Annotated in this window: 19 protein-coding genes; 5 read left to right on the top strand and 14 right to left on the bottom strand. The window is 67.2% G+C overall.

Translation table 11 applies throughout. The features are described 5' to 3' along the window. The 4 genes from RMCB_RS18930 to RMCB_RS18915 all read right to left on the bottom strand — a co-directional run. Positions 1-2013, bottom strand: a 2013-nt coding sequence (locus RMCB_RS18930) for a valine--tRNA ligase (protein WP_062830016.1), incomplete at its 3' end; no start/stop codon positions are given. Positions 2014-2111: 98 nt separating this feature from the next. Next, on the bottom strand, positions 2112-2729 hold the full coding sequence (locus tag RMCB_RS18925) for a DUF937 domain-containing protein (protein WP_029367326.1): 618 nt from the start codon (positions 2727-2729) through the stop codon (positions 2112-2114). A gap of 103 nt (positions 2730-2832) precedes the next feature. Continuing rightward, a complete protein-coding gene (locus RMCB_RS18920; RefSeq protein ID WP_062830015.1) occupies positions 2833-4083 on the bottom strand; it encodes a saccharopine dehydrogenase family protein in 1251 nt (416 codons plus the stop codon). A gap of 10 nt (positions 4084-4093) precedes the next feature. Continuing rightward, positions 4094-6070 (bottom strand): S9 family peptidase, encoded by a 1977-nt coding sequence (locus tag RMCB_RS18915; protein ID WP_062830014.1) that lies wholly within the window; start codon positions 6068-6070, stop codon positions 4094-4096. A 233-nt stretch (positions 6071-6303) separates the two neighbouring features. Between RMCB_RS18915 and RMCB_RS18910 the strand changes: the two genes are divergently transcribed. After that, positions 6304-7452, top strand: coding sequence for an FAD-dependent oxidoreductase (locus tag RMCB_RS18910; RefSeq protein ID WP_062830013.1), 1149 nt, complete (start codon positions 6304-6306; stop codon positions 7450-7452). A gap of 4 nt (positions 7453-7456) precedes the next feature. Here RMCB_RS18910 and RMCB_RS18905 read toward each other — a convergent pair whose 3' ends face one another. The 7 genes from RMCB_RS18905 to RMCB_RS18875 form a co-directional block, all read right to left on the bottom strand. Next, positions 7457-7930 carry a transglycosylase family protein gene (locus RMCB_RS18905; protein ID WP_062830012.1) on the bottom strand — a complete coding sequence of 158 codons (474 nt, stop codon included), beginning with the start codon at positions 7928-7930 and terminating at the stop codon, positions 7457-7459. 223 nt (positions 7931-8153) lie between these two features. Beyond that, a complete protein-coding gene (locus RMCB_RS18900) occupies positions 8154-8477 on the bottom strand; it encodes a transglycosylase family protein (RefSeq protein WP_062830011.1) in 324 nt (107 codons plus the stop codon). A gap of 999 nt (positions 8478-9476) precedes the next feature. Continuing rightward, on the bottom strand, positions 9477-10046 hold the full coding sequence (gene mobA, locus RMCB_RS18895; RefSeq protein WP_072278499.1) for a molybdenum cofactor guanylyltransferase: 570 nt from the start codon (positions 10044-10046) through the stop codon (positions 9477-9479). Between the two features lie 71 nt (positions 10047-10117). Next, positions 10118-11230: a 2-oxoacid:ferredoxin oxidoreductase subunit beta gene (locus RMCB_RS18890; RefSeq protein WP_029367333.1), complete on the bottom strand. Its 1113-nt coding sequence runs from the start codon at positions 11228-11230 to the stop codon at positions 10118-10120. After that, entirely contained in the window at positions 11227-13161 is a 1935-nt protein-coding gene (locus RMCB_RS18885) for a 2-oxoacid:acceptor oxidoreductase subunit alpha (RefSeq protein WP_062830010.1), read from the bottom strand. The genes RMCB_RS18890 and RMCB_RS18885 overlap by 4 nt, the downstream gene beginning before the upstream one ends. A 319-nt stretch (positions 13162-13480) precedes the next feature. Then, positions 13481-14323 carry a carbohydrate kinase family protein gene (locus RMCB_RS18880; protein WP_234792180.1) on the bottom strand — a complete coding sequence of 281 codons (843 nt, stop codon included), beginning with the start codon at positions 14321-14323 and terminating at the stop codon, positions 13481-13483. 102 nt (positions 14324-14425) lie between these two features. Next, positions 14426-15427, bottom strand: a complete 1002-nt coding sequence (locus tag RMCB_RS18875) for a LacI family DNA-binding transcriptional regulator (protein WP_062830008.1) — start codon at positions 15425-15427, stop codon at positions 14426-14428. Between the two features lie 156 nt (positions 15428-15583). Here RMCB_RS18875 and RMCB_RS18870 point away from each other — a divergent pair, with 156 nt between their 5' ends. The 4 genes from RMCB_RS18870 to RMCB_RS18855 are packed head-to-tail and all read left to right on the top strand — an operon-like array spanning position 15584 to position 19627. Then, a complete protein-coding gene (locus RMCB_RS18870; RefSeq protein ID WP_062830007.1) occupies positions 15584-16741 on the top strand; it encodes a phytanoyl-CoA dioxygenase family protein in 1158 nt (385 codons plus the stop codon). Next, positions 16738-17745, top strand: a complete 1008-nt coding sequence (locus RMCB_RS18865) for a Gfo/Idh/MocA family protein (protein ID WP_062830006.1) — start codon at positions 16738-16740, stop codon at positions 17743-17745. The genes RMCB_RS18870 and RMCB_RS18865 overlap by 4 nt, the downstream gene beginning before the upstream one ends. Then, positions 17742-18647, top strand: coding sequence for a sugar phosphate isomerase/epimerase family protein (locus tag RMCB_RS18860; protein ID WP_062830005.1), 906 nt, complete (start codon positions 17742-17744; stop codon positions 18645-18647). Before RMCB_RS18865 ends, RMCB_RS18860 begins: the two co-directional genes overlap by 4 nt. Then, the gene (locus tag RMCB_RS18855; protein WP_062830004.1) at positions 18644-19627 is read left to right on the top strand and encodes a Gfo/Idh/MocA family protein; all 984 of its coding nucleotides are present in this window, start codon (positions 18644-18646) and stop codon (positions 19625-19627) included. The genes RMCB_RS18860 and RMCB_RS18855 overlap by 4 nt, the downstream gene beginning before the upstream one ends. On the opposite strand, the gene RMCB_RS18850 is transcribed toward RMCB_RS18855, so the two are convergent. From RMCB_RS18850 to RMCB_RS36850, 3 genes are read right to left on the bottom strand one after another with little or no spacing between them, the layout of a single operon-like run. After that, positions 19624-20562, bottom strand: a complete 939-nt coding sequence (locus tag RMCB_RS18850) for an NmrA family NAD(P)-binding protein (RefSeq protein WP_062830003.1) — start codon at positions 20560-20562, stop codon at positions 19624-19626. The two genes, RMCB_RS18855 and RMCB_RS18850, sit on opposite strands and share 4 nt — an antisense overlap. A 31-nt stretch (positions 20563-20593) precedes the next feature. Continuing rightward, positions 20594-21577: a zinc-dependent alcohol dehydrogenase family protein gene (locus RMCB_RS18845; protein ID WP_029367344.1), complete on the bottom strand. Its 984-nt coding sequence runs from the start codon at positions 21575-21577 to the stop codon at positions 20594-20596. Between the two features lie 38 nt (positions 21578-21615). Next, positions 21616-21750 (bottom strand): hypothetical protein, encoded by a 135-nt coding sequence (locus tag RMCB_RS36850; RefSeq protein ID WP_264028647.1) that lies wholly within the window; start codon positions 21748-21750, stop codon positions 21616-21618. Positions 21751-21771: the final 21 nt, after the last annotated feature.

Here is a 21771-nt window from a genome sequence, read left to right as displayed (position 1 = left end):
GATCTGCACCTTGGCCAGCTCCACGTACCAGTCGCAGAACTCGTCCCACGCGAAGTGGTAAAGCGCCTCGCAGGCCCGGCTGAACTGGTACGCGTCGAGCGCTTCGTCGACCTCGGCGCGGACCTCTTCCAACCGGCCCAGAATCCAGCGGTCGGCGTCGGTCAGCTCGGCCGCCGGCGGCAGCGGGGCCGGGGCGGCCCCGTTCATCAGCGCGAACCGGGTCGCATTGAAGAGCTTGGTGGCGAAGTTGCGTGAGGCACGGGCGTGATCCTCGCCGATGGACAGATCGCCGCCGGGGCTCGCACCGCGCGCGAGGGTGAACCGCAACGCGTCGGCGCCGAACTTCTCCACCCACTCCAGCGGATCGATGCCATTGCCCCGCGACTTGCTCATCTTGCGGCCGAACTCGTCGCGAATCAGGCCGTGCAGGAACACATTTTCGAAGGGCACCTGCCGGCCACGCTTGCCCTCCAGGGTGATCGCCGGATCGTCGCCGACGAACGTGCCGAACATCATCATCCGGGCCACCCAGAAGAACAGGATGTCGTAGCCGGTGACCAGCACGCTGGTGGGATAGAACTTGGCCAGCTCGGCCGTATGGTCGGGCCACCCCATGGTCGAGAACGGCCACAGGGCCGACGAGAACCAGGTGTCCAGCACGTCGGGGTCCTGCTCCCAGCCCTCCGGCGGGGTCTCGTCGGGACCGACGCACACCGTCTCGCCGTTCGGGCCGTGCCAGATGGGGATGCGGTGGCCCCACCACAGCTGCCGCGAGATACACCAGTCGTGCATGTCGTCGACCCACGCGAACCACCGCGGCTCGAGGCTCGGCGGGTGAATCACGGTGTCGCCGCTGCGCACCGCGTCCCCGGCGGCCTTGGCCAGGCTCTCCACCTTGACCCACCACTGCAGCGACAGGCGCGGTTCGATGGGCTCGCCGCTGCGCTCCGAGTGCCCCACGCTGTGCAGGTAGGGCCGCTTCTCGGCGACGATTCGGCCCTGCTCGGCCAACGCCTCACGCACCTTGACGCGCGCCTCGAACCGGTCCATCCCGTCGAATTGCGTTCCGGTGTCGGCAATCCGGCCCTTGGTGTCCATGATGGTCGGCATCGGCAGCTGGTGCCGCAACCCGATCTCGAAGTCGTTCGGATCGTGCGCCGGGGTGACTTTCACTGCGCCCGTACCGAATTCGGGATCGACGTGGGTGTCGGCGACGATGATCATTTCTCGGTCGGTGAACGGGTGCGGCAATGTGGTGCCGACCAGATGGCGGTAGCGCTCGTCGTCGGGGTGCACGGCAATCGCGGTGTCGCCCAGCATGGTTTCGACGCGGGTGGTGGCCACCACGATGTGCGGCTCGTCATCGCTCATCGAGCCGTACCGGAACGACACGAGTTCGCCTTCGACGTCCTCGTACTTCACCTCGAGATCACTGATCGCGGTCTCCAGCACCGGCGACCAGTTGACGAGCCGCTCAGCCTGGTAGATCAGCCCGGCGTCGAACAGACGCTTGAAGATGGTGCGGACCGCACGGGACAGGCCGTCGTCCATGGTGAACCGGTCCCGGCTCCAGTCGACGCCGTCACCGAGCCGGCGCATCTGTGCGCCGATGGTGCCGCCGGACTCGCGCTTCCAGTCCCACACCTTCTCGATGAACTGTTCGCGGCCGAAGTCTTCCTTCGTCTTGCCGTCGGTGGCGAGCTGCTTCTCGACCAGGGTCTGGGTGGCGATGCCGGCGTGGTCCATGCCGGGCAGCCACAGCACTTCGTAACCCTGCATCCGCTTACGCCGGGTCAGCACGTCCATGAGGGTGTGGTCGAGGGCATGGCCCATGTGCAGGCTGCCGGTCACGTTCGGCGGCGGTAGCACGATCGAGTAGGCAGGCTTGTCACTCGTGGCGTCGGCGGTGAAGTAACCGGCATCCACCCAGCCCTGGTACAGCTCGGCTTCTACCGCACCCGGCTCCCAGGACTTGGGGAGGGCGTCGGCGCGGTTGTCAGGGGTGGAGGTCACCGCGCCATTCTAGGAAGGAGTGACCCGGATACGCTAAAGCCCCCGACGCCGCTGTATTCGCTGGCGACGGGGGCTTGCGCGGAAAGCGATCTCCGGAGCTACTTCTTGCCGCCCAGCAGGCCGCCGAGGATCTCGCCGATGGCGTTGCCCTGGCCTCCGCCGCCACCGAGCACGCTGCCGAGGATGCTGCCCAGCGGATTGTTGGCGGCACCGCCTCCGCCGCCGGCGTTCGCCCCGCCTAGGATGCTGCCGAGGATGTCACCGAGGCCGCCACCGGATGCCTGGGCAGCCGGCTCGGCGGGCGCGTTCTTCTGAGCGAACTGCTTGCCGATGTAGGCGAGCACGATCGGGGTCAGGATCGGCAGCAGCTTCTTGATGAGGTCGCCACCGCCGGCGCCTGTGCCGGCCAGCGCCGAGGCCACCTGCCCGCTGTCGTTGCCGCCGAAGATGTGGGCGACCATCTGGTCGCCCTCCTTCTGGTCGACGTCGTCGACCTTCACGCCGCCGTCGAGCAGACCGCTGGCACCCTGCGCGGTGACGGCGGACTCCAGGTTGCTCGAGTCGATGTTGTCGGCTTGCACGTTGTGCTGCACGCCGCCGACGAGCGCGGGAACCAGCGTCTTGATGGCGTTGTTCACCTCGCCTTCATCGGCGCCCAGCTTGCTCGCAATCTCCGCGACGGGAATCTGTGCGAAGAGATCGTTCAGATCGGCCATATTGTCCCCACCTTCGTTGCTGGCTTTGATGAAATCCTCGCCGACGACCCTAGTCGAATTGATCTTGTTACACAGGTGTTCCGCGCGCCCCGATCAATTCGGCTCACGTCAGCGCGGTGGTCTCCAATTGCACGTCGGCAGCAGGGAATCGGACCAGCAGGGCATCGCCCATCGCGACCGCAGGGGTGAGCACCCCACGCAGGTCGGACAGCTTGTCGCGATCGAGCGCCAACGCCAGCCCGCATTCGCCGAGCAGCACCGCGGTGGCCTGGTATCCGGGGTCGCCCTGCTGGGCCATCGACGCCACGTAGCGCGCACCCGACGACGTCGTCGTGTACGTCTCGACGCGGTAGCGCCCACGCATGCGGGTTTGTTCGCTGGGGCCGGTGCCCGGCTTGGGCGCCAACCGTTCGACCAGGGTGGCGGGCAGCCGGTCGAAATAGCGGCCGCCCAGCCCGAGGGCCACCGCACTGGATCCGGTGACCACGGCGGCCGCGAGCGGTGCAGCCAGGGAGCGGCCCAGGCTGATCTGCTCGCTGTAGGCGAACCGGCGGCCGTAGGCATAGTCGAGGAGCGCGTTGCTGCGCCGCACGATTCGGGTGTTCGGCCCCGCCATCGCGAAGGCGCCCGTCCAATAGCCCGCCAGCTCGGGTGCGATCTCGCTGCCGCGGCGCCACCGCACGTCGGGCTGCCCACCGAGTTCCGGCTCGGCAGCACGGTCGGGGCTCAGCGTGTACGGGTCGTTCATCAGCCGCCGGGCGTGCGGATCCCGCGACGATGTCCGCATGAACTCCATCGTCGAGGCCACCGTGCCGCCCGACACGCCTCCGGCCAATGTACGCACCACCAGATCGGTGTCGCCGAGCTGACCCGCACCGTCGGCCGCAGCCCGCCGGTACAGCGCATAGGTGGTGAGATCCGATGGCACGGAATCGAATCCGCACGAATGCACGATCCGGGCACCGGTGTCGATGGCCTGCTTGTGAAACTGGTCGATGCTCTCGCGGATGAACATCGTCTCGCCGGTGAGATCGGCATAGTCGGTTCCGGCCGCGGCACACGCCGCCACCAACGGCAGCCCGTATTTCGTGTACGGCCCGACGGTGGTCACCACCACCTGCGTGCGGGCGGCCATCGCCTGCAGAGTGGACGGCGCCGATGCGTCGGCGGTGAGCAGCGGCCAATCCTGCGCGGCCACACCGAGGCTGTCGCGGACCGCCCGCAACCGGTCCTCCGACCGGCCTGCCAGGGCGATCCGGGCCGCGGCACCGGCCCGGGCCAGGTATTCGGCGGTGAGCTTGCCGGCGAAACCCGTCGCCCCGTACAGCACCAGATCGAACTCACGCTGCGTCATCACGCCGACGCTACCCGAGCAGATCAGGCAGCTGAGAGTCTTCGTCGCGCAGGTGCTGGCCGAGGAATGCCGTCACCACCTGGTACCAGATCTTGGCGTGTTGCGGCGCGAGCACCCAGTGGTTCTCCGTCGGGTAGTACAGGAAGCGATGCGGACTCTGGCCGTTCTCGTCGGCGGGCAGTCCCGAGGCCGACAACAGCTCGTACCACAGCCGCAGGCCTTCGCCGATCGGTACGCGATAGTCCTTGTCCCCGTTGATCACCAGCATCGGCGTATGGATCTTTCCGACGTATTGATGCGGCGAATTGCGTTGTGTCATTTCGGGTGTCATCTCGCGGGCCCACCAGAACGCGCTGTCGGTGGTCGGCCCGAACTGGTCGAGCGCCCACAGGCTGGCGTGCGTGACGATCGCGTCGAACCGGTCGGTCTGCCCCGCGATCCAGTTGGCCATGTAGCCGCCGAACGAACCGCCCATCGCCGCGGTGCGTGAATCGTCGATCCGCGGGTGCTCACATGCCGCGTCGACCGCGGCCATCAGGTCTGTGTACGGCTCGGCTCCCCAAGCGCCCCAACCTCGTTGGATGAACTGCTGACCGTAGCCCGTGGACAGGCCCGGATCCGGCATCAGCACCGCGTAGCCGTGAGCGGTGAGCAGCCACGGGTTCCACCGCCAGTGCCAGGTGTTCCAGCTGCCCAACGGCCCGCCGTGGATCCACAGCACCAGTTCGGCCGGCTCGTCGCCCTCGGGCAGTGTCAACCATGAGCGGATCGGCGTCCCGTCCTCTGCGGTGGCGAGCAATTCGGTGACTGTGCCTGGGATTTCCGGGATCTCGACGCACGGCAACTCGATGATCGTGCCGTCGGGATCGAGCCGCACCGGGTGCGGCGGCACGGCATAGGAACTGCGCAGCGCGTAGATGACGCCGCCAGGGGCGGGGCACACGTCGGTGTAGGCATAGTCGTCGTCGGTGAGCTTGGTGACGGTGCCGCTGTGCGGGTCCACGGTGAAGATGGGCCGACGGCCGGCCTCGTCGGCGGTGACGATCAATGCCGACGAATCCGCCGCCCACGCAACGGATGCCGGCCAGCGATCCCAGTTCGCCGTGATCTCGACGTGCTCTTCACCGAAGCGCATGCAGCACAGCGTGATCCGTGGCGCGTCGGTCGGGGTCGAATGGGTCTCCCTGGTGAACGCCACGGCGCTGCCGTCGGGCGCGATGACGGGATGCTCCAGTTCGGCGCCGGATTCCTCGGCGATGGTGGTGTGTGTCCCGGAAGCCCGGTCGATGCGGACCAGAACGGACCGGTTGGCCACACCCGGCCCGGGCACATGCCAGGACGTGACCAGGAAGTCGCCGTCACTGCTGAGGTCGAACGTCGTCTCGCGCAACGCGTCCGCGGGATGCGGGGTGAGATCGGCCTGCCCGTCGACATCGATCAGGTGCGGTTGGTCGGGCCCGAGGTCGTGGTCCCAGAACCGGACCGGATAACCGGTGTGCAGCACGGCCGATACCGCGTTGTCCTTACGCCGAGCCCGCAGGGCCTTGTCGTCGGCAAAGCTCTCGGCCGAAGCCAGCTGCGCCCCGGTGACCACGGTGACCTCGGCGGCCCGCGCACTGACTACAGCACTCACGCCGCCGGGCATGCTCAGCAGCTCGTCTGCTTCACCGCCGGCCGCGGGCAATCGCCACACCGCTGCCGGCGCGTTGTCGTCGGTGGCGCCGTCCGGCGCCGGGCGCGCGGCCAGGAACAACAAATCACCGATGCTGGTGAACGTCGGTGCGGACTCCCCCTTGGCGCCGTAGGTCAGTCGCCGCGCGGGCCGATTCCCCTCGGCATCCAATTCCCAGATCGCGGTGACGAATTCGGTGCGCTTGTCATTGAGCACGCTGACCGTGGTGACCACACGCGAACCGTCCGGCGACACCGCGAGACCGGAAACCCGGGGCAATGCAAGGTACTCGTCGAGATCGTGAAACGGCGTCATGGTCACTCACGGTAGCCGTGTGGAGTCAGACCACCTGGGTGACCTGGCCGGTGCTGTCGGCACGAACCTGCTTACTGCTGCGATCACTCTTGACGTTGACGCTCACGCTCTGGACGGCGCCGGGTGAGTTTCATCTGTTCCTCTCATTCTGTTGCTGCGGTCGGCAACAGCGTGCCGGCGCGCCACCGATCCCACGTCCGTGGGACGCGCTCCCATGTGGCTACATTCGAGCCATGGCTCAGTCCGTCCTCATCGTCGGAGCCGGGATCACTGGCCTGGCCACCGCGGTCGCGTTGCAACGCCAGGGATTCGAGGTTCGCGTCCTGGAGGCCCGCGACGACACGTCGGCGGGTACGGGAATCAGCATCTGGCCCAACGCTTTGGCCGCGCTCGACGAGTTGGGCCTCGGTGACGCGGTCCGGTCCGCAGGCGGGCGCGTGACGGCCGGGGCCGTGCGCTGGCACGATGGCACCTGGCTGCGCCGTCCGGAGCCCGAACGATTCATCCGCGCGCTCGGCGAGCCGCTCGTGGTCATCCGGCGCGCCGACCTCACCGACATCCTGTCCGGTGCGTTGTCGCCAGGCACTGTCGAGTACGGCGTCGGCGTGCGCGGGCTCGTGATGACCGCCGACGGTGTGCGCGTCACGTTGTCGGACGGGTCGACGCGCGATGCGGCAGCCGTCGTCGGGGCCGACGGTGTCGATTCTGTGGTCGCGCGCCACCTGAACGGACCGCTCGCTCGGCGCTATGCCGGCTACACCGCGTGGCGCGGCGTGGCGAAGCACCGGATCGATCCGGACATGGCGGGCGAGACCATGGCCGCCGGATTGGAGGTGGGCCACGTGCCGATGGGCTCCGAGCACACCTACTGGTTCGCGACCGAGCGGGCACCGGAGGGACGCACCAGCCCCGGCGGAGAGCTGGCCTATTTACAGCGGGCCTTCTCCTCCTGGGCCGAACCGATCCCGGCCTTGCTCGCCGCCGCGGACCCTGCCGAGGTACTGCGCAACGATCTCTATGACCGCGCGCCGGCCAGGCGCTGGGCGCGCGGACCCGTGGTGATCGCGGGGGACGCCGCACATCCGATGCGCCCGCATCTGGGCCAGGGCGGCTGTCAGGGGCTCGAGGACGCGGCGGTTCTGGGCGAGCTGGCGGGCCGGGCTCCGGACCTGCCGACGGCCTTCGCGCAGTTCACGACGCACCGTCGCCGCCGCGTACAGAGGATCGTGCGCGAGTCGCGGCTGATCGGGCGGATCGTGAATCTGCGCCCGCCGGTCCTGAGCGCGGCCGCGACCCGGGCCAGTGTGCTGGTCCCCGAATTCGTGCTCAGCCGGCACCTGGCGACCATCGCGGCACGCTCGGCATTCATCTCCGCGCGCTGAGGCCTCAGCGGGGTGCGCCGAGCGAGGCCAGCGGATCGAGCAGGGTCGAGCAGAGCCGGCGCAGGTCCAGGATCCCCAGCACCGACCCGGGCCGGACGGCTGCACATCCGCTGGTGGCCGCGGGCGCCGGGGCACCCCAGTCGGCGGGTGCTCCGGCTTGCGCGCCGCATTTCGGCCAGGCGCCCAGGCCCTGCGTGGCCAGCACGTTCTCGGCGACCCGGATCTGCTCCTCGCGCGACGCCGTGGCCGGAGAACCGACGCCACCGTGGGCGGCCCAGGTGGCCGGTTTGAACTGCAGTCCGCCGTACGCGCCGTTCCCGGTGTCGGTGGACCAGTTGCCGCCCGATTCGCATGCGGCGATGGCGTCCCAGTTGACGGTGTCGGCAGCCGCGGTCGCCGTGGATACGGCGAGCATCAGTCCCGCAGCGCCGACTGTGAGCCAAAAACCCCTGATCAATGCCCTGCGGATGGTGCTCATCGTGGTCCTTCCCCGACCTTCGACTCCAGGACGCACACCAACAAGGTCACGATCTTGCATCTGTGCGGTCACTGTTTGCATCGTGTGACCAAATTCACGCGTTACAGGGGAGGCTGAAGATTTTTCTGAGGCCAGAGCAACCGGAGGGCCTGCTGAGCAAAAAGGAGCGGTGCCGGGATGATTCCGGGCACCGCTCCTGGTGAAGCGTCTGGCGTGCGCGTTATCAGCCGCGACGGCCGCACACCGGCCATGCGCCGATGCCCTGGGAGTGCAGCACGTTCTCGGCGACGCGGATCTGCTCCGAGCGCGACGCGTTGTGAGGCGAGCCGGAGCCACCGTTGGCGCGCCACGTGCTCATCGTGAACTGCAGGCCGCCGTAGTACCCGTTGCCGGTGTTGGTCGACCAGTTACCGCCCGATTCGCAGGCTGCAACGGCGTCCCAGTTGACACTGTCCGCATTGGCGGTGCCGGAGGCCAGCGCCATCGGAGCCACTGCGAGGGCTCCGGCGATAGCGGCCATTCCGAACGTCTTGCGGATGTTCTTCACTTCGTTCCTTTCGCCAAGCGCGCGCCACCCACACCCGCTCACGCGGGTGCGGCAGCCTGTGACAGGCCGGAGGAGTTGGTTCGTGCCGTCTCGGTCGGGCACGAAAGGGGGGGCCGAAACGCCCGGCCGGTGTGACACCTGACCTCCGCATGGGCGCTCTCGCCGCCGCGGCCCCGCTCACACGCAGGTTCTTGGTTTTGGAATTGTTTGCTCCGTTTTGGAGCCGCTAGGGACCGTACAAAGGTCTCGAAGCGAAGTCATATCGATCTAGAACCGATCGCGGAAAGATAACGGTCAGATCACGGGACGATGAGAGATTCGTTTATGCAGGTCAACTCTGCATTTCTCCGAGTTCGTCCGGTAAACCTTCTACCAGCACAAAGTGACGCATATCACCGGTATTTTGTGACCTGAGCCACGGGAAAACCGCAGGAAAACCGACCGCGCACCCATGGGATGGACGCAAAACGACTGGTCAGTGCCATTGACGAGTGTTACAAACGTCGGGCACTCGAATTTGTTCGCTGCGGGCACGCAGGCAGCGCTGGCCAATCGGCCGCGGAACTCGTTGCGGCACAGCGATTTCGGCATCACACCGCGCCGGCGCACGATCGGGCGATGCTCGAGCTACAGGGTTAAGACCTTATGCTGCAGTCATTTCGACCGCGCTGGCAAGGTTCACGCGGCACGCAGCCACGCCCCTGATTCTCAGAGTCTCTTAGACAGCACGGTCAACGGGCCTTTTTCGACCGTTTTGGGCAACCTGCCCTTGGCAGCTAGCTTGAGGAGATCGCGTCAAGTAGCCCGAATCGTCAGCGGTACAACAACTTTCATGCGCCTCCAGATCAACCGCCGATCAAGAGACCCATTGCCATTCGCAAAAGGTGCGCATCGAATATGAACAGAAAATTTATGAAAAATATCGAAACGATAAATTCAGCAATATAAGCGTGCTAATTCGTTATTTGCTGACCTGCAGACCACTCGGTGCGGGACCCGTCACGGCAGGTCTGCGGTGGTGTTCACGTTGGTCAGGGCGGGCTGCTCGCCGTCGAAGACCACCCTCTGAGTGTCGACTGATTCCGCCAGTGCCCGCATACTGCGTTCTCCGGCCGCCACCAACTGGGCGATGCGGTCGGTGAGCGCACTTCGGTAGATGCCCGCGAGGTAGTGATCGCGACCGTCCCACGGCAGGACGATGTCGGCATGGAGCCGGACAGCCGGGGCGACCAGCTCATCGATGAGTTCGGCAGACAGATACGGCATGTCGACCGCACAGACGAAGGCCAGCTCCCGGCCGGCGTCGGCAGCCGCGCGCAGCCCACGCCCGGTCGCGACCAGCGGACCGACGCCGCGAATCTCGTCGCGCAGCACCTCTGCGGGCAGATCGGGTAGCGGCTGGCCGGGGGCGGCGATGACGAACACGGGTGAACAGCGCACGCTGACCGCGGCGACCACGCGCTCTACCAGCGTCGAACCCTCGAACGGGAGTGTGGCCTTGTCGCGGCCCATGCGGCGGGACGCTCCACCCGCGAGGACCACTGCAGCCAACGGCACGGGCGATGTCACGCCCGTGACGTTAGCGCACGCGCACGCGAGGAGCGCTCAAGACGGGCGCACGCGAGGAGCAGGTTAGACGGTCAGTCGACCGTCCAGGTGTCCTTACCGCGCAACAGCGCCTGCAGGGCAGCCGTGTCGTGAGCCTTGGCCTCGCGCGCCGAGCTGATCTGTGCGCGGGCGGCGTCGTCGTAGGTCGGCTTGGCGACCTGCCGGAAGATGCCCATCACCATGTGCTCGAGGTTCTGCTCGGACAGCCGCGACAGCGCGAACGCATACGCCGGATCCTCGATCTGGGCGTTGTGCACCACGATCTGCTCGGCGGACACGTCGGCGGTCTTGGCCACTTCGAGGCCGTAGCCCGACTGGACCACGCAGTACTCGCCGTCGGCACCGAAGGTGATCGGCTCGCCGTGGCGCAGGTTGATCAGCCGGTCCTCGGCGCCCTCCTTGCGCAGCGCGTCGAAAGAACCGTCATTGAAGATCGGGCAGTCCTGCATGATCTCGACCAGCGCCGCGCCGCGGTGGGCGGCGGCGGCACGCAGCACCTCGGACAGGCCCTTGCGGTCGGAGTCCAGCGCGCGCCCGACGAATGTCGCCTCGGCGCCCAGCGCCAGCGAGACCGGATTGAACGGGTAGTCCAGCGAGCCCATCGGTGTCGACTTGGTGACCTTGCCGGTCTCGGACGTCGGTGAGTACTGACCCTTGGTCAGACCGTAGATCCGGTTGTTGAACAGCAGGATCGTGAGATTCATGTTGCGGCGCAGCGCGTGGATCAGGTGGTTGCCACCGATCGACAGCGCGTCGCCGTCACCGGTCACCACCCAGACCGACAGGTCCGGCCGGGCCAGCGCCAGACCGGTCGCGATGGTCGGGGCACGGCCGTGGATGGAGTGGAAACCGTAGGTCTCCAGGTAGTACGGGAAGCGGCTGGAGCAGCCGATGCCACTGATGAACGCGATGTTCTCGCGCCGCAGCCCCAGCTCGGGCAGGAAGTTGCGGATGGTGTTGAGGATGACGTAGTCACCGCATCCGGGGCACCAGCGGACCTCCTGGTCGCTGGTGAAGTCCTTGCCCTTCTGCGGGGTGTCCGTGGTGGGCACCAGGGCGGTCTTGGTCAGGCCGGCCGTCAATCCCAGGTCCGTGCCAACAAACTGGTTCGACGCGCGATCCGCTTCGCTTCTCGCTGTTGTCATGCGCTCGCTCCCACAGACTCGACAGTGGCCGCCGCCAACCGCGCGAACTTGGCCTTGTCACTTTCCTTCTCGCTCAATGTGCCGTCCAGCGCGGCATCGATGATGCCCTCGACCTCGTCGGCCAGGAAGGCCATGCCCTCGACCTTCGTCACCGATTGGACGTCGACCAGGTACTTGCCGCGCAGCAGCAGGGCAAGCTGGCCCAGGTTCATCTCCGGCAGCACGACCTTGGGGTAGCGCTTGAGCACCTCAGCGAGGTTGGCCGGGAACGGGTTGAGGTAACGCAGATGCGCCTGGGCAACTTTGATGCCCTTGCGCCGCGCGCGCCGGCAGGCTTCACCGATCGGCCCGTAGCTGCTCCCCCAGCCCAGCATGAGCAGGTCGGCGTCGCCGCTCGGATCGTCGACTTCGAGATCGGGCACCGCGATACCGGCGACCTTCTCCTGGCGCAGCCGAACCATCAGGTCGTGGTTCTTCGGTTCGTAAGAGATGTTGCCCGAACCGTTGGCAGCCTCGAGGCCGCCGATGCGGTGTTCGAGGCCGGGGGTGCCCGGGACGGCGAACTGCCGCGCCAAGGTCTCCGGGTCGCGGGCGTAGGGCTGGAACGGCTCGCCTTCCTCGGCGAAGGTGTGCTCGATCGGCGGGTAGCTGGTCACGTCGGGGATGCGCCACGGCTCCGAGCCGTTGGCCACCGCGCCGTCGGACAGGATGATCACCGGGGTGTGGTAGTTCACCGCGATGCGCGCGGCCTCGACCGCGATCTCGAAGCAGTCCGACGGTGACCGCGGTGCCAGAACCGCAACGGGCGACTCGCCGTTGCGTCCGAAGAGCGCCTGGAGCAGGTCGGCCTGCTCGGTCTTGGTGGGCAGACCTGTCGACGGGCCACCACGCTGCACATCGATGACGATCAGCGGCAGTTCGGTCATCACCGCGAGACCGATGGCCTCGGACTTGAGCGAGATGCCCGGGCCCGAGGTGCTGGTGACGCCGAGCGCACCGCCATAGGAGGCACCGATGGCCGCGCCGATGCCGGCGATCTCGTCCTCGGCCTGGAAGGTGAGGACGTTGAAGTTCTTGTGCTTGGACAGCTCGTGCAGGATGTCCGACGCCGGCGTGATCGGATACGTGCCCAGCACCACCTGGATGCCGGCCAGCTGTCCCGCGGTGACGATGCCGTAGGCGAGCGCGGTGTTGCCAGAGATCTGCCGGTACTCGCCGGAGTCGAGCTTGGCCGGCGACACCTCGTAGGTGGTCGCGAAAGCCTCGGTGGTCTCGCCGTAATTCCAGCCCGCCTTCAGCGCCAGCACATTGGCCTCGGCGATCTCGGGCTTACGGGAGAACTTCTCCCGGATGAAGGTCTCGCTGTGCTCCAGCTCGCGGCCGTACATCCACGACAGCAGCCCGAGCGCGAACATGTTCTTCGCGCGCTGACCGTCCTTCTTGGTCGCGCCGATCGCCTCGACCGCTCCGAGCGTCAGCGTGGTCATCGCAACCGACTGCACGACGTAGTCGGACAGCTCGTCGGTTTCCAGCGGGTTGCTGTCATAGCCGACCTTGGCCAGGTTGCGCTTGGTGAACTCATCGGAGTTGGCGATGATCAGGCCACCGCGAGGCAAGTCGGAGACATTGGCCTTGAGAGCGGCCGGATTCATGGCGACCAGCACGTCGGGGCGGTCACCGGCGGTGAGGATGTCGTAGTCGGCGATCTGGATCTGGAACGACGACACACCGGGCAGCGTGCCCTGTGGCGCGCGGATCTCGGCGGGGTAATTCGGTTGCGTGGCAAGGTCATTGCCGAAGAGCGCCGCTTCGGAGGTGAAGCGGTCACCGGTCAGCTGCATACCGTCGCCGGAGTCACCGGCGAACCGGATGACGACTTTCTCCAGCTTCTGCCTCGGCGCGGCTCCGGTGCCGTTGCCGTTGTCACCCACGGCTCCCGCCTTTCACGCTGTTGGCCGCCTCACTCATTAGCTTCAAACGGCACTGTCCTCAGTGGTGCGCCGTCGGTTCGGCGCGCACCCAAATTTTGATGTCACTAGCAGTACCGATTATTGCACTGCTCTTAGGTTGGCCTTTACCACGGCGTAGCCCGACACGCGGGCGATCATTGAACGAAGGTGCTGTTCAGTGACGTGACCTCGCTGAAGTGAGACAGAATTGTGGTATTCGTCACGTCGAGGAGAATGTCATTCTCTAAGGAAAAGCTACCGATGAGTAGCTGTAGGCTAGCACTTGGCCGGCGCGCCGTCCCTACAGTTCGGGCGCCACCTGAACACGCTTGTCGAGCTCGCGGGCCACGAGCTCACTGGCCAGTTCGGCGGCGCGGCAGGGGCCTGCCCCCGCCGCCCGGTTGGCGACGTAACACGCGGTGAACATGTCGCCGGCCCCGGTGGTCTGCACACCCATCACTCGCCAGGCCGCGGGCACGCGGACCACTGTGCCGTCGGTATAGATGTCACAGCCCTCGGAGCCGTAGGTGACCACGATTTCCGGCACACCGAGCTGTTCGGCGACCGCTGCGTCGAACGGTCCGTCGGCGACGATCACGGCCTCGTCCTCGGCCAGTTTGAGCACATCGAGATGACGCAGCAGATCGGGCGAGAAGTTCCGGTCCTGGATCAGCGGGCCCAGCTTGTCTGCGCGGACCAGCCCCTGGCCGTCATAGGCGATACGGTGCCCGCGGGCAGCGAGGTGCGCGAGCGTGTCCGCCGGGAAATCGGTGCGCAGCAGCGGGGCCAGGTGAATCCAGGTGGTCTGCGGATCGTCGGCGTCGATGTCGGCAGGCGTCCACACCGGTCCGACCGCGTCGACCGACATGTGCCGGTGATCGGTGTCGTCGTAATCGAGGCGGAAGCCGCTCGTCCGGTCCGCGGGAAGGAACCGCACCATCGACCCGAAGCGGTCCAGCACGCCGTCGAACAGCTCATGGTCTGCCTCGGCACCCATCGCCACGATGTGCCGCATGCCTGCGGCCGACTCGAGGGCCACCCCGGCGAATGACGCACAACCACCCGGACTGGGCGGCGCGCCGTCGATGACGTCGATCGCCAGGTTCCCCAGCACGGTCACGCCCGGGACGAGCTGTTTCGACATCGAGCGGATCTCCCCCGGGCTGGTCTATATGGTCTGGGCGCACGTGCGTGGCCGTGGGGCGAAATGTTAGCGGGACGGACTGTGAGCTGAACAATTCGATGATCACGGCAGGTTGTACGGCGTGATGATCTGGATGGGCGTCGGCTTGGCGGGTTCGGCCGGTAGAGCGCCGTGCTGCTGCAGGATCAGCCGCACGGCGGTGCGGGCATCGGCACGCAGGTCGTTGTGCAGCACCGCCGAGATCCTGCCGTCGCGCAGCAGCCGCCGGTTGTCCGCATCGAGATCGTGGGCGATGAAGACGCTGCAATCGCGGCCGAGCCTGTCGAAAGCCGCCAGGGTCGCGGTGTTGCCGCCCCCTGGCGAGTACACCGCGCGGACCGACGGGTGCCGCTGCAGCGCGTCAAACACCAGGCGTTCAGTCGTCACGTCGATACCGTCACTGTCGGTGACCTCGACGACGGCCCGACCCGACGCCCGCAGGCCCGACCTGAACCCCATCTCGCGCTCACCATCGCCGCGGAACACCGTGCGGCTCACGGTGATCAACACGTCCGATGCGGCGCCGCCGAGCCACTGATCCACCAGATAGGCCGCCGTAAGCCCGGCGCCGTGATTGTCGATCCCGACGTAACCGCACCGCATGCTCGTCGGCACGTCGGTGGCGTAGGTGACCACCGGTACGCCGGAGCCGACGAGCCGGTCGATCGCCTCGGCCACGGCGGATTCGTCCTGCGCCTTGAGGATGACCCCGTGGCTGGCGCGGACGCGCGTCAGCGCATCGACCATCTGCGCCGTCGTCCCCGATTCCCACAGGTGAAACCGCGCACGCACCAGCGCCGGGGCGAACGCCGGCAGTTCGGCCTCGACCGCCGCCCGGAAGGCATCGGAAAACCGTTGCGGCGTATGCATGATCACGTCGATCAGGAAACGCCGTCCGTTGAGCCGCAGCTGTGCCCGCTGCTTGTCCAGATCCGCGATCGCCTGCCGGACCTCGGCGCGCGTGTTCTCCCGCACTCCCGGCCGGTCGTTGAGGACGCGGTCGACGGTGGCCTCGCTCAGCCCGCACTGTTGCGCGATCTCGCGCACCTTGTACCGGTGTGCCATGTGGGCCTCTCGCTTCCTTCTTCTCGCGAGCAGTCGTTGCGGTACGCGACACGCCGCCCTTCGCGGACCCCAGTGTCTGCTCGCCGGGAAAGGTGATGGTTTTTTGATGGCTTTTTGCCGTTGATTGTGTCACAGAACACCGCAAGACTGTCTGTCATGGCCGCTCGACTGACCACCGTCCATCGCCCGTGGATCACCGAATCCGATTGTTCGCTCGACGATTTCCGTGAGCAGGTGTCCCGCGAAACCGATCCCGCCGATTACCCGCACGCCGTGGACATCCGCGCGAACGTGCCGGTGTACGCGGCATCCGCACCCACCGACCGTAAGGCCCCGCAGTCCGAGCTGATCCAAGCGCTCACCGACGGTCCCGGTGTGGTCGTGTTCACCGACGCGTTCGACCACGCGGTGATCGACGCCGCAAGCGCCGCATTCACGGAATTGATCGAAGCCCAGCACGCCGAGGGCGCCGCCGCGGGCGACCATTTCGGCAAGGCCGGCGCCAACGACCGCATCTGGAACGCAGCGCAGAAGCTGGCATTGCACTCCCCCACTGTGTTCGCCGAGTACTACGCCAACGACACGCTCGCGCTGGTGTCGCAAGCCTGGCTGGGTCCGCGCTATCAGGTGACCTCCCAGGTCAACGTCGTCAATCCCGGTGGGGCAGCACAGGTTCCGCACCGCGACTACCACCTGGGATTCGTCAGCCCCGACCAGCTGGCCAACTATCCGGCCCACCTGCACCGGCTCTCGCCCGCGCTGACCCTGCAAGGTGCGGTGGCTCACTGTGACATGCCCCTGGCGAGCGGCCCGACCATGCTGCTGCCGTACTCGCAACGCTTCGAGGCCGGCTACATCGCGTTCTACCGGCCGGAGTTCATCGACTTCTTTGCCGCGCACCAGGTGCAGATTCCGTTGGCCAAGGGGGACGCGGTGTTCTTCAACCCCGCGCTCTATCACGGGGCCGGTGCCAACACCTCGCCGGACATCCGGCGGATGGCCAACCTGCTGCAGATCTCGTCCCCGTTCGGCCGGGCGATGGAATCGCTGGACCGCACCGCGATGGTCCGCGCGGTGTACCCGGCGCTGCTGGCCATGAAGAAGTCCGGGCGCTCGGAGCAGGAGCTGGCCAACGTCGTCAACGCCACGGCCGAGGGCTACGCCTTCCCCACCAATCTCGACCACGATCAACCCATCGGCAGTCTGGCCCCACCCAGCCAGGTCGACACCGTGCTGGCCGCGCTGGCCGACGATCTCGACGCCGACGAACTCGACACCATCCTCGCCGCACAGAACGAACGGAGAATCCCATGACCACACTCGGTGTGATCGGACTGGGTCGCATCGGCGCCTTCCACGTCGACACGCTGTCGAGCCTCGACGGCATCGACCGGCTGGTCGTCGCCGACGAGCGGCCCGATGTGGTGGCTGCCGTAGCCGCCAAACACGGTGCGACGCCTGCTGATTCAGTGGAAGACCTGCTCGATTCCGGTGTCGACGGCGTGGTCGTCGCCGCCGCGACACCGGCGCATGCCGAGCTGACCCTGGCCGCCGTGCACCGAGGCCTGCCGACCTTCTGCGAAAAGCCCATAGCCGCAACGGCCGCCGAGAGCGCGCACGTGGCCGACGTGATCGCCAAGTCCGGGGTTCCGGTCCAGGTGGGCTACCAGCGGCGGTTCGACGCTGCGTTCGCCGCGGCCAAACAGGCGGTGGATTCCGGCTCTCTGGGCCCCCTGCACACCGTGCGCAGCACCACCATGGATCCGGCCCCGCCGCCGATGGAGTACATCGCCGGATCCGGTGGCATCTTCCGCGATTGCGCGGTACACGATTTCGACGTGCTGCGCTGGATCACCGGCCAGAACGCTGTGCAGGTGTATGCCACCGGAACCAATCAGGGCGACCCGCGGTTCACTCAGTACGGCGACGTCGACACCGCCGCGGTGGTGGTGACGTTCGATGGCGGGGCCATGGGCATCGTCTCTGCGGCGCGGTACAACGCGCGCGGCTATGACTGCAGGCTGGAGGTGCACGGCTTCCACGACACCGTCGTGGCCGGCTGGGATCAGGGTGTGCCGATGCGGAACACCGACCCCCACAACGACTTTCCGACCGGCCCCTACCATCATTTCTTCATGGACCGCTTCACCGACGCGTTCCGTGCCGAGCTGGCCGCTTTCGTCTCGGTGGTCAACGGCGCAGCGATTCCCGGAGCCACCGTGGCCGACGCCGTCGAGGTCGCCTGGCTCGCGGAAGCGGCCACCGAATCGTTGCGGCGAGGGGTTCCGGTGCGCATCGAGGAGGTTCGGAACGCATGAGCGCGATCAAGACCGGCGGGCAGGAGCGAAGCAACCGGGGGATCAAAGTAGCGGGAGCGCCGATCTCGTGGGGCGTCTGCGAGGTTCCCGGATGGGGCCATCAGCTGCACCGCGACCGGGTGTTGGCCGAGATGCGCGGCGCCGGGCTGAGCGCGACGGAGCTGGGACCCGACGGATTTCTGCCCGCCGATCCGGCCGAGCTGACCGCTGTCCTTGATGCACAGGGCCTTTCGTGCGTCGGCGGATTCGTCCCCGTGGTGCTGCACGACGCGAGCCACGACCCGGCAGACGATCTGGCCGGGCCGGTGGCCTCCTTGCGGGCGGCCGGTGCGGGTGTCGTGGTGCTGGCCGCTGCCACCGGAGCCGACGGCTACGACTCGCGACCGGTACTCGACGACGACCAGTGGGCCACCCTGCTGGCCAATCTGGACCGGCTCTCGGACCTGGCTGCCGCGGCAGGCCTGCTCGCGGTGCTGCACCCGCATGTCGGGACCATGGTGGAGACCCGCAGCGACGTCGACCGCGTGCTCGCCGGCTCAGCCATCCCGCTGTGCTTGGACACGGGCCATCTGCTGATCGGCGGAACCGACCCGCTCGAGTTGGCGAAATCCGTGCCGCACCGCGTCAAGCACACGCACCTCAAGGATGTCGACGCCGCCCTGGCCGCCCGCGTGCAATCGGGCGAGCTCACCTACACCGACGCGGTGCGCGCAGGCATGTACACGCCGTTGGGCACCGGGGACATCGACATCGCCGGAATCGTTTCGGTGTTGCGGAACAACGGGTTCGACGGCTGGTTCGTCATGGAGCAGGACACCATCCTCGACGGCGAACCGACCGACGAGGGACCGGTCCGCGATGTGCGCACCAGCGTCGCGTACCTCAAATCCGTGACGGCATGAGGATCGGCGTTCTGGGCGCTTCCCGGATCGCGGAGTTGGCGATCGTCGGTCCCGCGGCCGAACTCGGTCACCGGCTGGTGGCCGTGGCTGCCCGGGACCGCGGCCGCGCCGAGGCCTTCGCCGACAAGTACGGCGTCGAACGCACACTCGACTCGTACAAGGACGTGATCGACGACGCCGAGGTCGACATGATCTACAACCCGCTGGCCAACGCGTTACACGCACCGTGGAATCTGGCGGCGATCGCGGCAGGCAAGCCGGTGCTCAGCGAAAAGCCGTTCGCCCGCAACCAGGCCGAGGCACGGTGGGTCGCCGACGCTGCACAGGCGGCCGGGATCCCCGTGCTGGAGGGATTTCACTACGCGTTCCACCCGGTGACGCAAACCGCGTTCGGCCTGGCGGCCGACGGCACGCTCGGCGAGATCCGCTCCGTCGAGGTCCGGATGGCGATGCCGGCGCCAACTCCCGACGACCCGCGTTGGTCCCTGGAGCTGGCCGGTGGGGCGGTCATGGACCTGGGCTGCTACGCCGTGCACATCATGCGGACCCTCGGGCGCCTTGGCGTGCCTGGCGTGGCGGGTGCGCCCTCGGTGGTGCAGGCACACGCCGAGCAGCGCTGTCCCGGCGTCGACGCGCGCTGCGCCGCCGAGTTTTCGTTCCCGGGCGGCGCCCGTGGCCTGTCGACGAATTCGATGGTGGCCGAGAACTATTCGTTCACGTTGCGCATCACCGGCACCGACGGTGACGCGTTTGTGCACGATTTCATCCATCCCGCCGAAGACGACCGACTGTCGGTCACCACCGCCGCCGGCACCACCGTGAAGCATCTGGGCACCCGGCCGAGTTACAGCTACCAATTGGAAGCGTTCACCGCGCACGTCGAGCACGGCACACCATTGCCGTTCGGCACCGACGACGCGGTGGCCAATATGGCTACTGTCGATGCGGTGTACCGGGCGGCGGGCTTGCCGGTGCGCTAGGTGGTCGCGAACGCCTCCCGATTGCTCAGCAGGAATTCCCGTATGGTGGCCGGCTCCCGACCGGTGAGCGCACGGAGAGCATCCGGATCGGCCGGAAGGCTCCGGCCGCTCTGGGCCACCATCTGACCCACCGCCGAAATATGCTGCGCCATAGCGGTATTGACCGCGCCGGCATCCGCTGTTCGGGACAGCGCCAGCAGTTCGTCACGCCACTGGTCCTGGCTGATGGGCTCGTAGCGGATCGTGCCTGCCGAGGATTCGGTGAGCAGATCGGCGATCTCGACGTGACTGTGCTCCTCGGAGCCTTTCGCCAAGTAGACGGTGTCGGTGAACCGTTCAGGGTGCAGTAGGGCGGCCAGCGCCAGCTCCGCGGCGTCAGCCCCGCTGATCCACGGGATCTTCCCCGTGCCGAACGAGTTGCGGATGACCCCGTCCTCCCGGACCGAACGACTGTGCAGGACAACCAGATTCTCGTGGAACAAGGCCGCGACCCGCAGGATCAACAGATCGAGGCCGGCCCAGTCCAGAACTTGCTCGGCCAGCCACTGGGCGCGACCCAGATTCGACGGGCTGTCCGGATGTGCGGCCCCCATCGACATCACCACGGTGCGCGGTGAGCGGCCCACTTCCCGCACGGCGGCAGCGTAGTTCGACGCCGCGGTGACCACGCCGGAGTCGATCGGATAGGTGAAGTAGGCCAAGTCGACATCGGCGAGGGCCGGTACCAGGGTGCGGCGATCATGGAGGTCGCCCACCGCGATCTCGGCGCCCAACGCCGCGAGCTGCTCGGTTCGCTCGGTGCGCCGGCGGGCCAGGATCCGGACCGGGTGGCCCGCCTCGCGGAGTCGGCGTACCAGGTGTTCCCCGGTGTTGCCGTGACGCCCGGTGGCGCCGGTGACAAGGATCGGGTTGGCCGTTCCCGTGGTGGCGGTCAAGGTGTGTTCCTCTCGTCGTGATGGTGCCGTGTCAGTTGAACGCGAACAGGACTTTCCCGCCGCGTTGCGTTGTCTGAGCGTGCTGAAAGGCTTTGCGATAGTCGCTCAGCTGGTAAGTCGCTTCGACGGGAACGTGGAGTTGGCCGTCGGCCACCAGGGTGGCCAAGTGGCCCAGCACGGCCCTGATCTCTCGGGTCGGTGACCGGAAATACCAGTTGCCGAGCCAGAACCCGGTGTGGCGGAGTTCGCGCTGAAACAGGTCGGCCGACGTCAAACCCGCCGGCGCTCCGGTCAGGCTGCCGTAGCTGACGACGGACCCGCCGAATCCCAGCGCGGAGGTCAGCGGGGCCACGGCCGTACCACCCAGTGGGTCGAGTACCAGGCGCAGCTTCTCCTCGCCCAGTTCCCTGGTGATGTCTGCCGCTAGATCCGGTCCGCTGACCAACACGACATCTGCGCCGGCGCGGCGGACGTCGTCGACGGCATCGGCGCGCCGAACGACGTTGAGTGTCTTGATGCCACGGCGCTTGGCCAGCGTGATCACGTGCTGACCGACTGCGGAGTTGGCGGCGGTCTGCCCCACCCAGTCCCCGATCTCCAGGCTGGTGATCTTCTCCAGCAACAGGTGGGCGGTCACCGGGTTGATGGACAACATCGCCAATTGTGCAGGATCCTGCCCCGGCACCACGACGACATCATCCTGGGCCGCAACCACTTTCTGCGACCATGTGCCGTACTTGAAGGTGGGCAGGACGATGACCCGCCGTCCGACGAGAGCGCCGTCCACGCCTGGCCCCGTCGCCTCGACGATGCCAACACCCTCGGCGCCGACGGTGGCGGGCAGGGCGGGGCGCGCCAGGTAGCGTCCCGCAATCAACAGCAGATCCGAGGGATTGATCGCCGCGGCTTCCATCCGCACCACCACGTCCCCCGGCCCCGGAGCCGGATCAGCGCCGTCGACCAGCTGAACGGACTCCTCGGGCTCTCCGAATTCGGTCAGTACCAGATGCTGCACGGGATTCTCCTTTGAGTAAAGCCATCGGATTGGCTGAGTTATCGCGCCGCGGTCGAGGAGTCACGGGATGTCGCGCGCAGGTCGGTGAAACGCAGCGTGCCCAGCACCCGTTGGCCGGCTTGCCAACAGTCAAGTCCGCCAGTTGCATTCACGATGTCGTCGAGCGATGCCATGCTGCCCTCCGGTGCCGGTGC

Origin of the sequence: Mycolicibacterium brisbanense, assembly GCF_001570425.1 — a bacterium.
Taxonomy (GTDB): domain Bacteria; phylum Actinomycetota; class Actinomycetes; order Mycobacteriales; family Mycobacteriaceae; genus Mycobacterium; species Mycobacterium brisbanense.
The sequence above is the reverse complement of the archived record's forward strand: the minus strand, read 5'-3'. Positions and strand labels throughout refer to the sequence as shown.

Excerpts from the sequence above, each read along its gene's own strand:
- RMCB_RS18925 (WP_029367326.1), bottom strand. The coding sequence starts at position 2,729 with ATGGCCGATCTGAACGATCTCTTCGCACAGATTCCCGTCGCGGAGATT.
- RMCB_RS18920 (WP_062830015.1), bottom strand. The coding sequence starts at position 4,083 with ATGACGCAGCGTGAGTTCGATCTGGTGCTGTACGGGGCGACGGGTTTC.
- RMCB_RS18915 (WP_062830014.1), bottom strand. The coding sequence starts at position 6,070 with ATGACGCCGTTTCACGATCTCGACGAGTACCTTGCATTGCCCCGGGTT.
- RMCB_RS18910 (WP_062830013.1), top strand. The coding sequence starts at position 6,304 with ATGGCTCAGTCCGTCCTCATCGTCGGAGCCGGGATCACTGGCCTGGCC.
- RMCB_RS18905 (WP_062830012.1), bottom strand. The coding sequence starts at position 7,930 with ATGAGCACCATCCGCAGGGCATTGATCAGGGGTTTTTGGCTCACAGTC.
- RMCB_RS18890 (WP_029367333.1), bottom strand. The coding sequence starts at position 11,230 with ATGACAACAGCGAGAAGCGAAGCGGATCGCGCGTCGAACCAGTTTGTT.
- RMCB_RS18880 (WP_234792180.1), bottom strand. The coding sequence starts at position 14,323 with ATGTCGAAACAGCTCGTCCCGGGCGTGACCGTGCTGGGGAACCTGGCG.
- RMCB_RS18875 (WP_062830008.1), bottom strand. The coding sequence starts at position 15,427 with ATGGCACACCGGTACAAGGTGCGCGAGATCGCGCAACAGTGCGGGCTG.
- RMCB_RS18870 (WP_062830007.1), top strand. The coding sequence starts at position 15,584 with ATGGCCGCTCGACTGACCACCGTCCATCGCCCGTGGATCACCGAATCC.
- RMCB_RS18865 (WP_062830006.1), top strand. The coding sequence starts at position 16,738 with ATGACCACACTCGGTGTGATCGGACTGGGTCGCATCGGCGCCTTCCAC.
- RMCB_RS18860 (WP_062830005.1), top strand. The coding sequence starts at position 17,742 with ATGAGCGCGATCAAGACCGGCGGGCAGGAGCGAAGCAACCGGGGGATC.
- RMCB_RS18855 (WP_062830004.1), top strand. The coding sequence starts at position 18,644 with ATGAGGATCGGCGTTCTGGGCGCTTCCCGGATCGCGGAGTTGGCGATC.
- RMCB_RS36850 (WP_264028647.1), bottom strand. The coding sequence starts at position 21,750 with ATGGCATCGCTCGACGACATCGTGAATGCAACTGGCGGACTTGACTGT.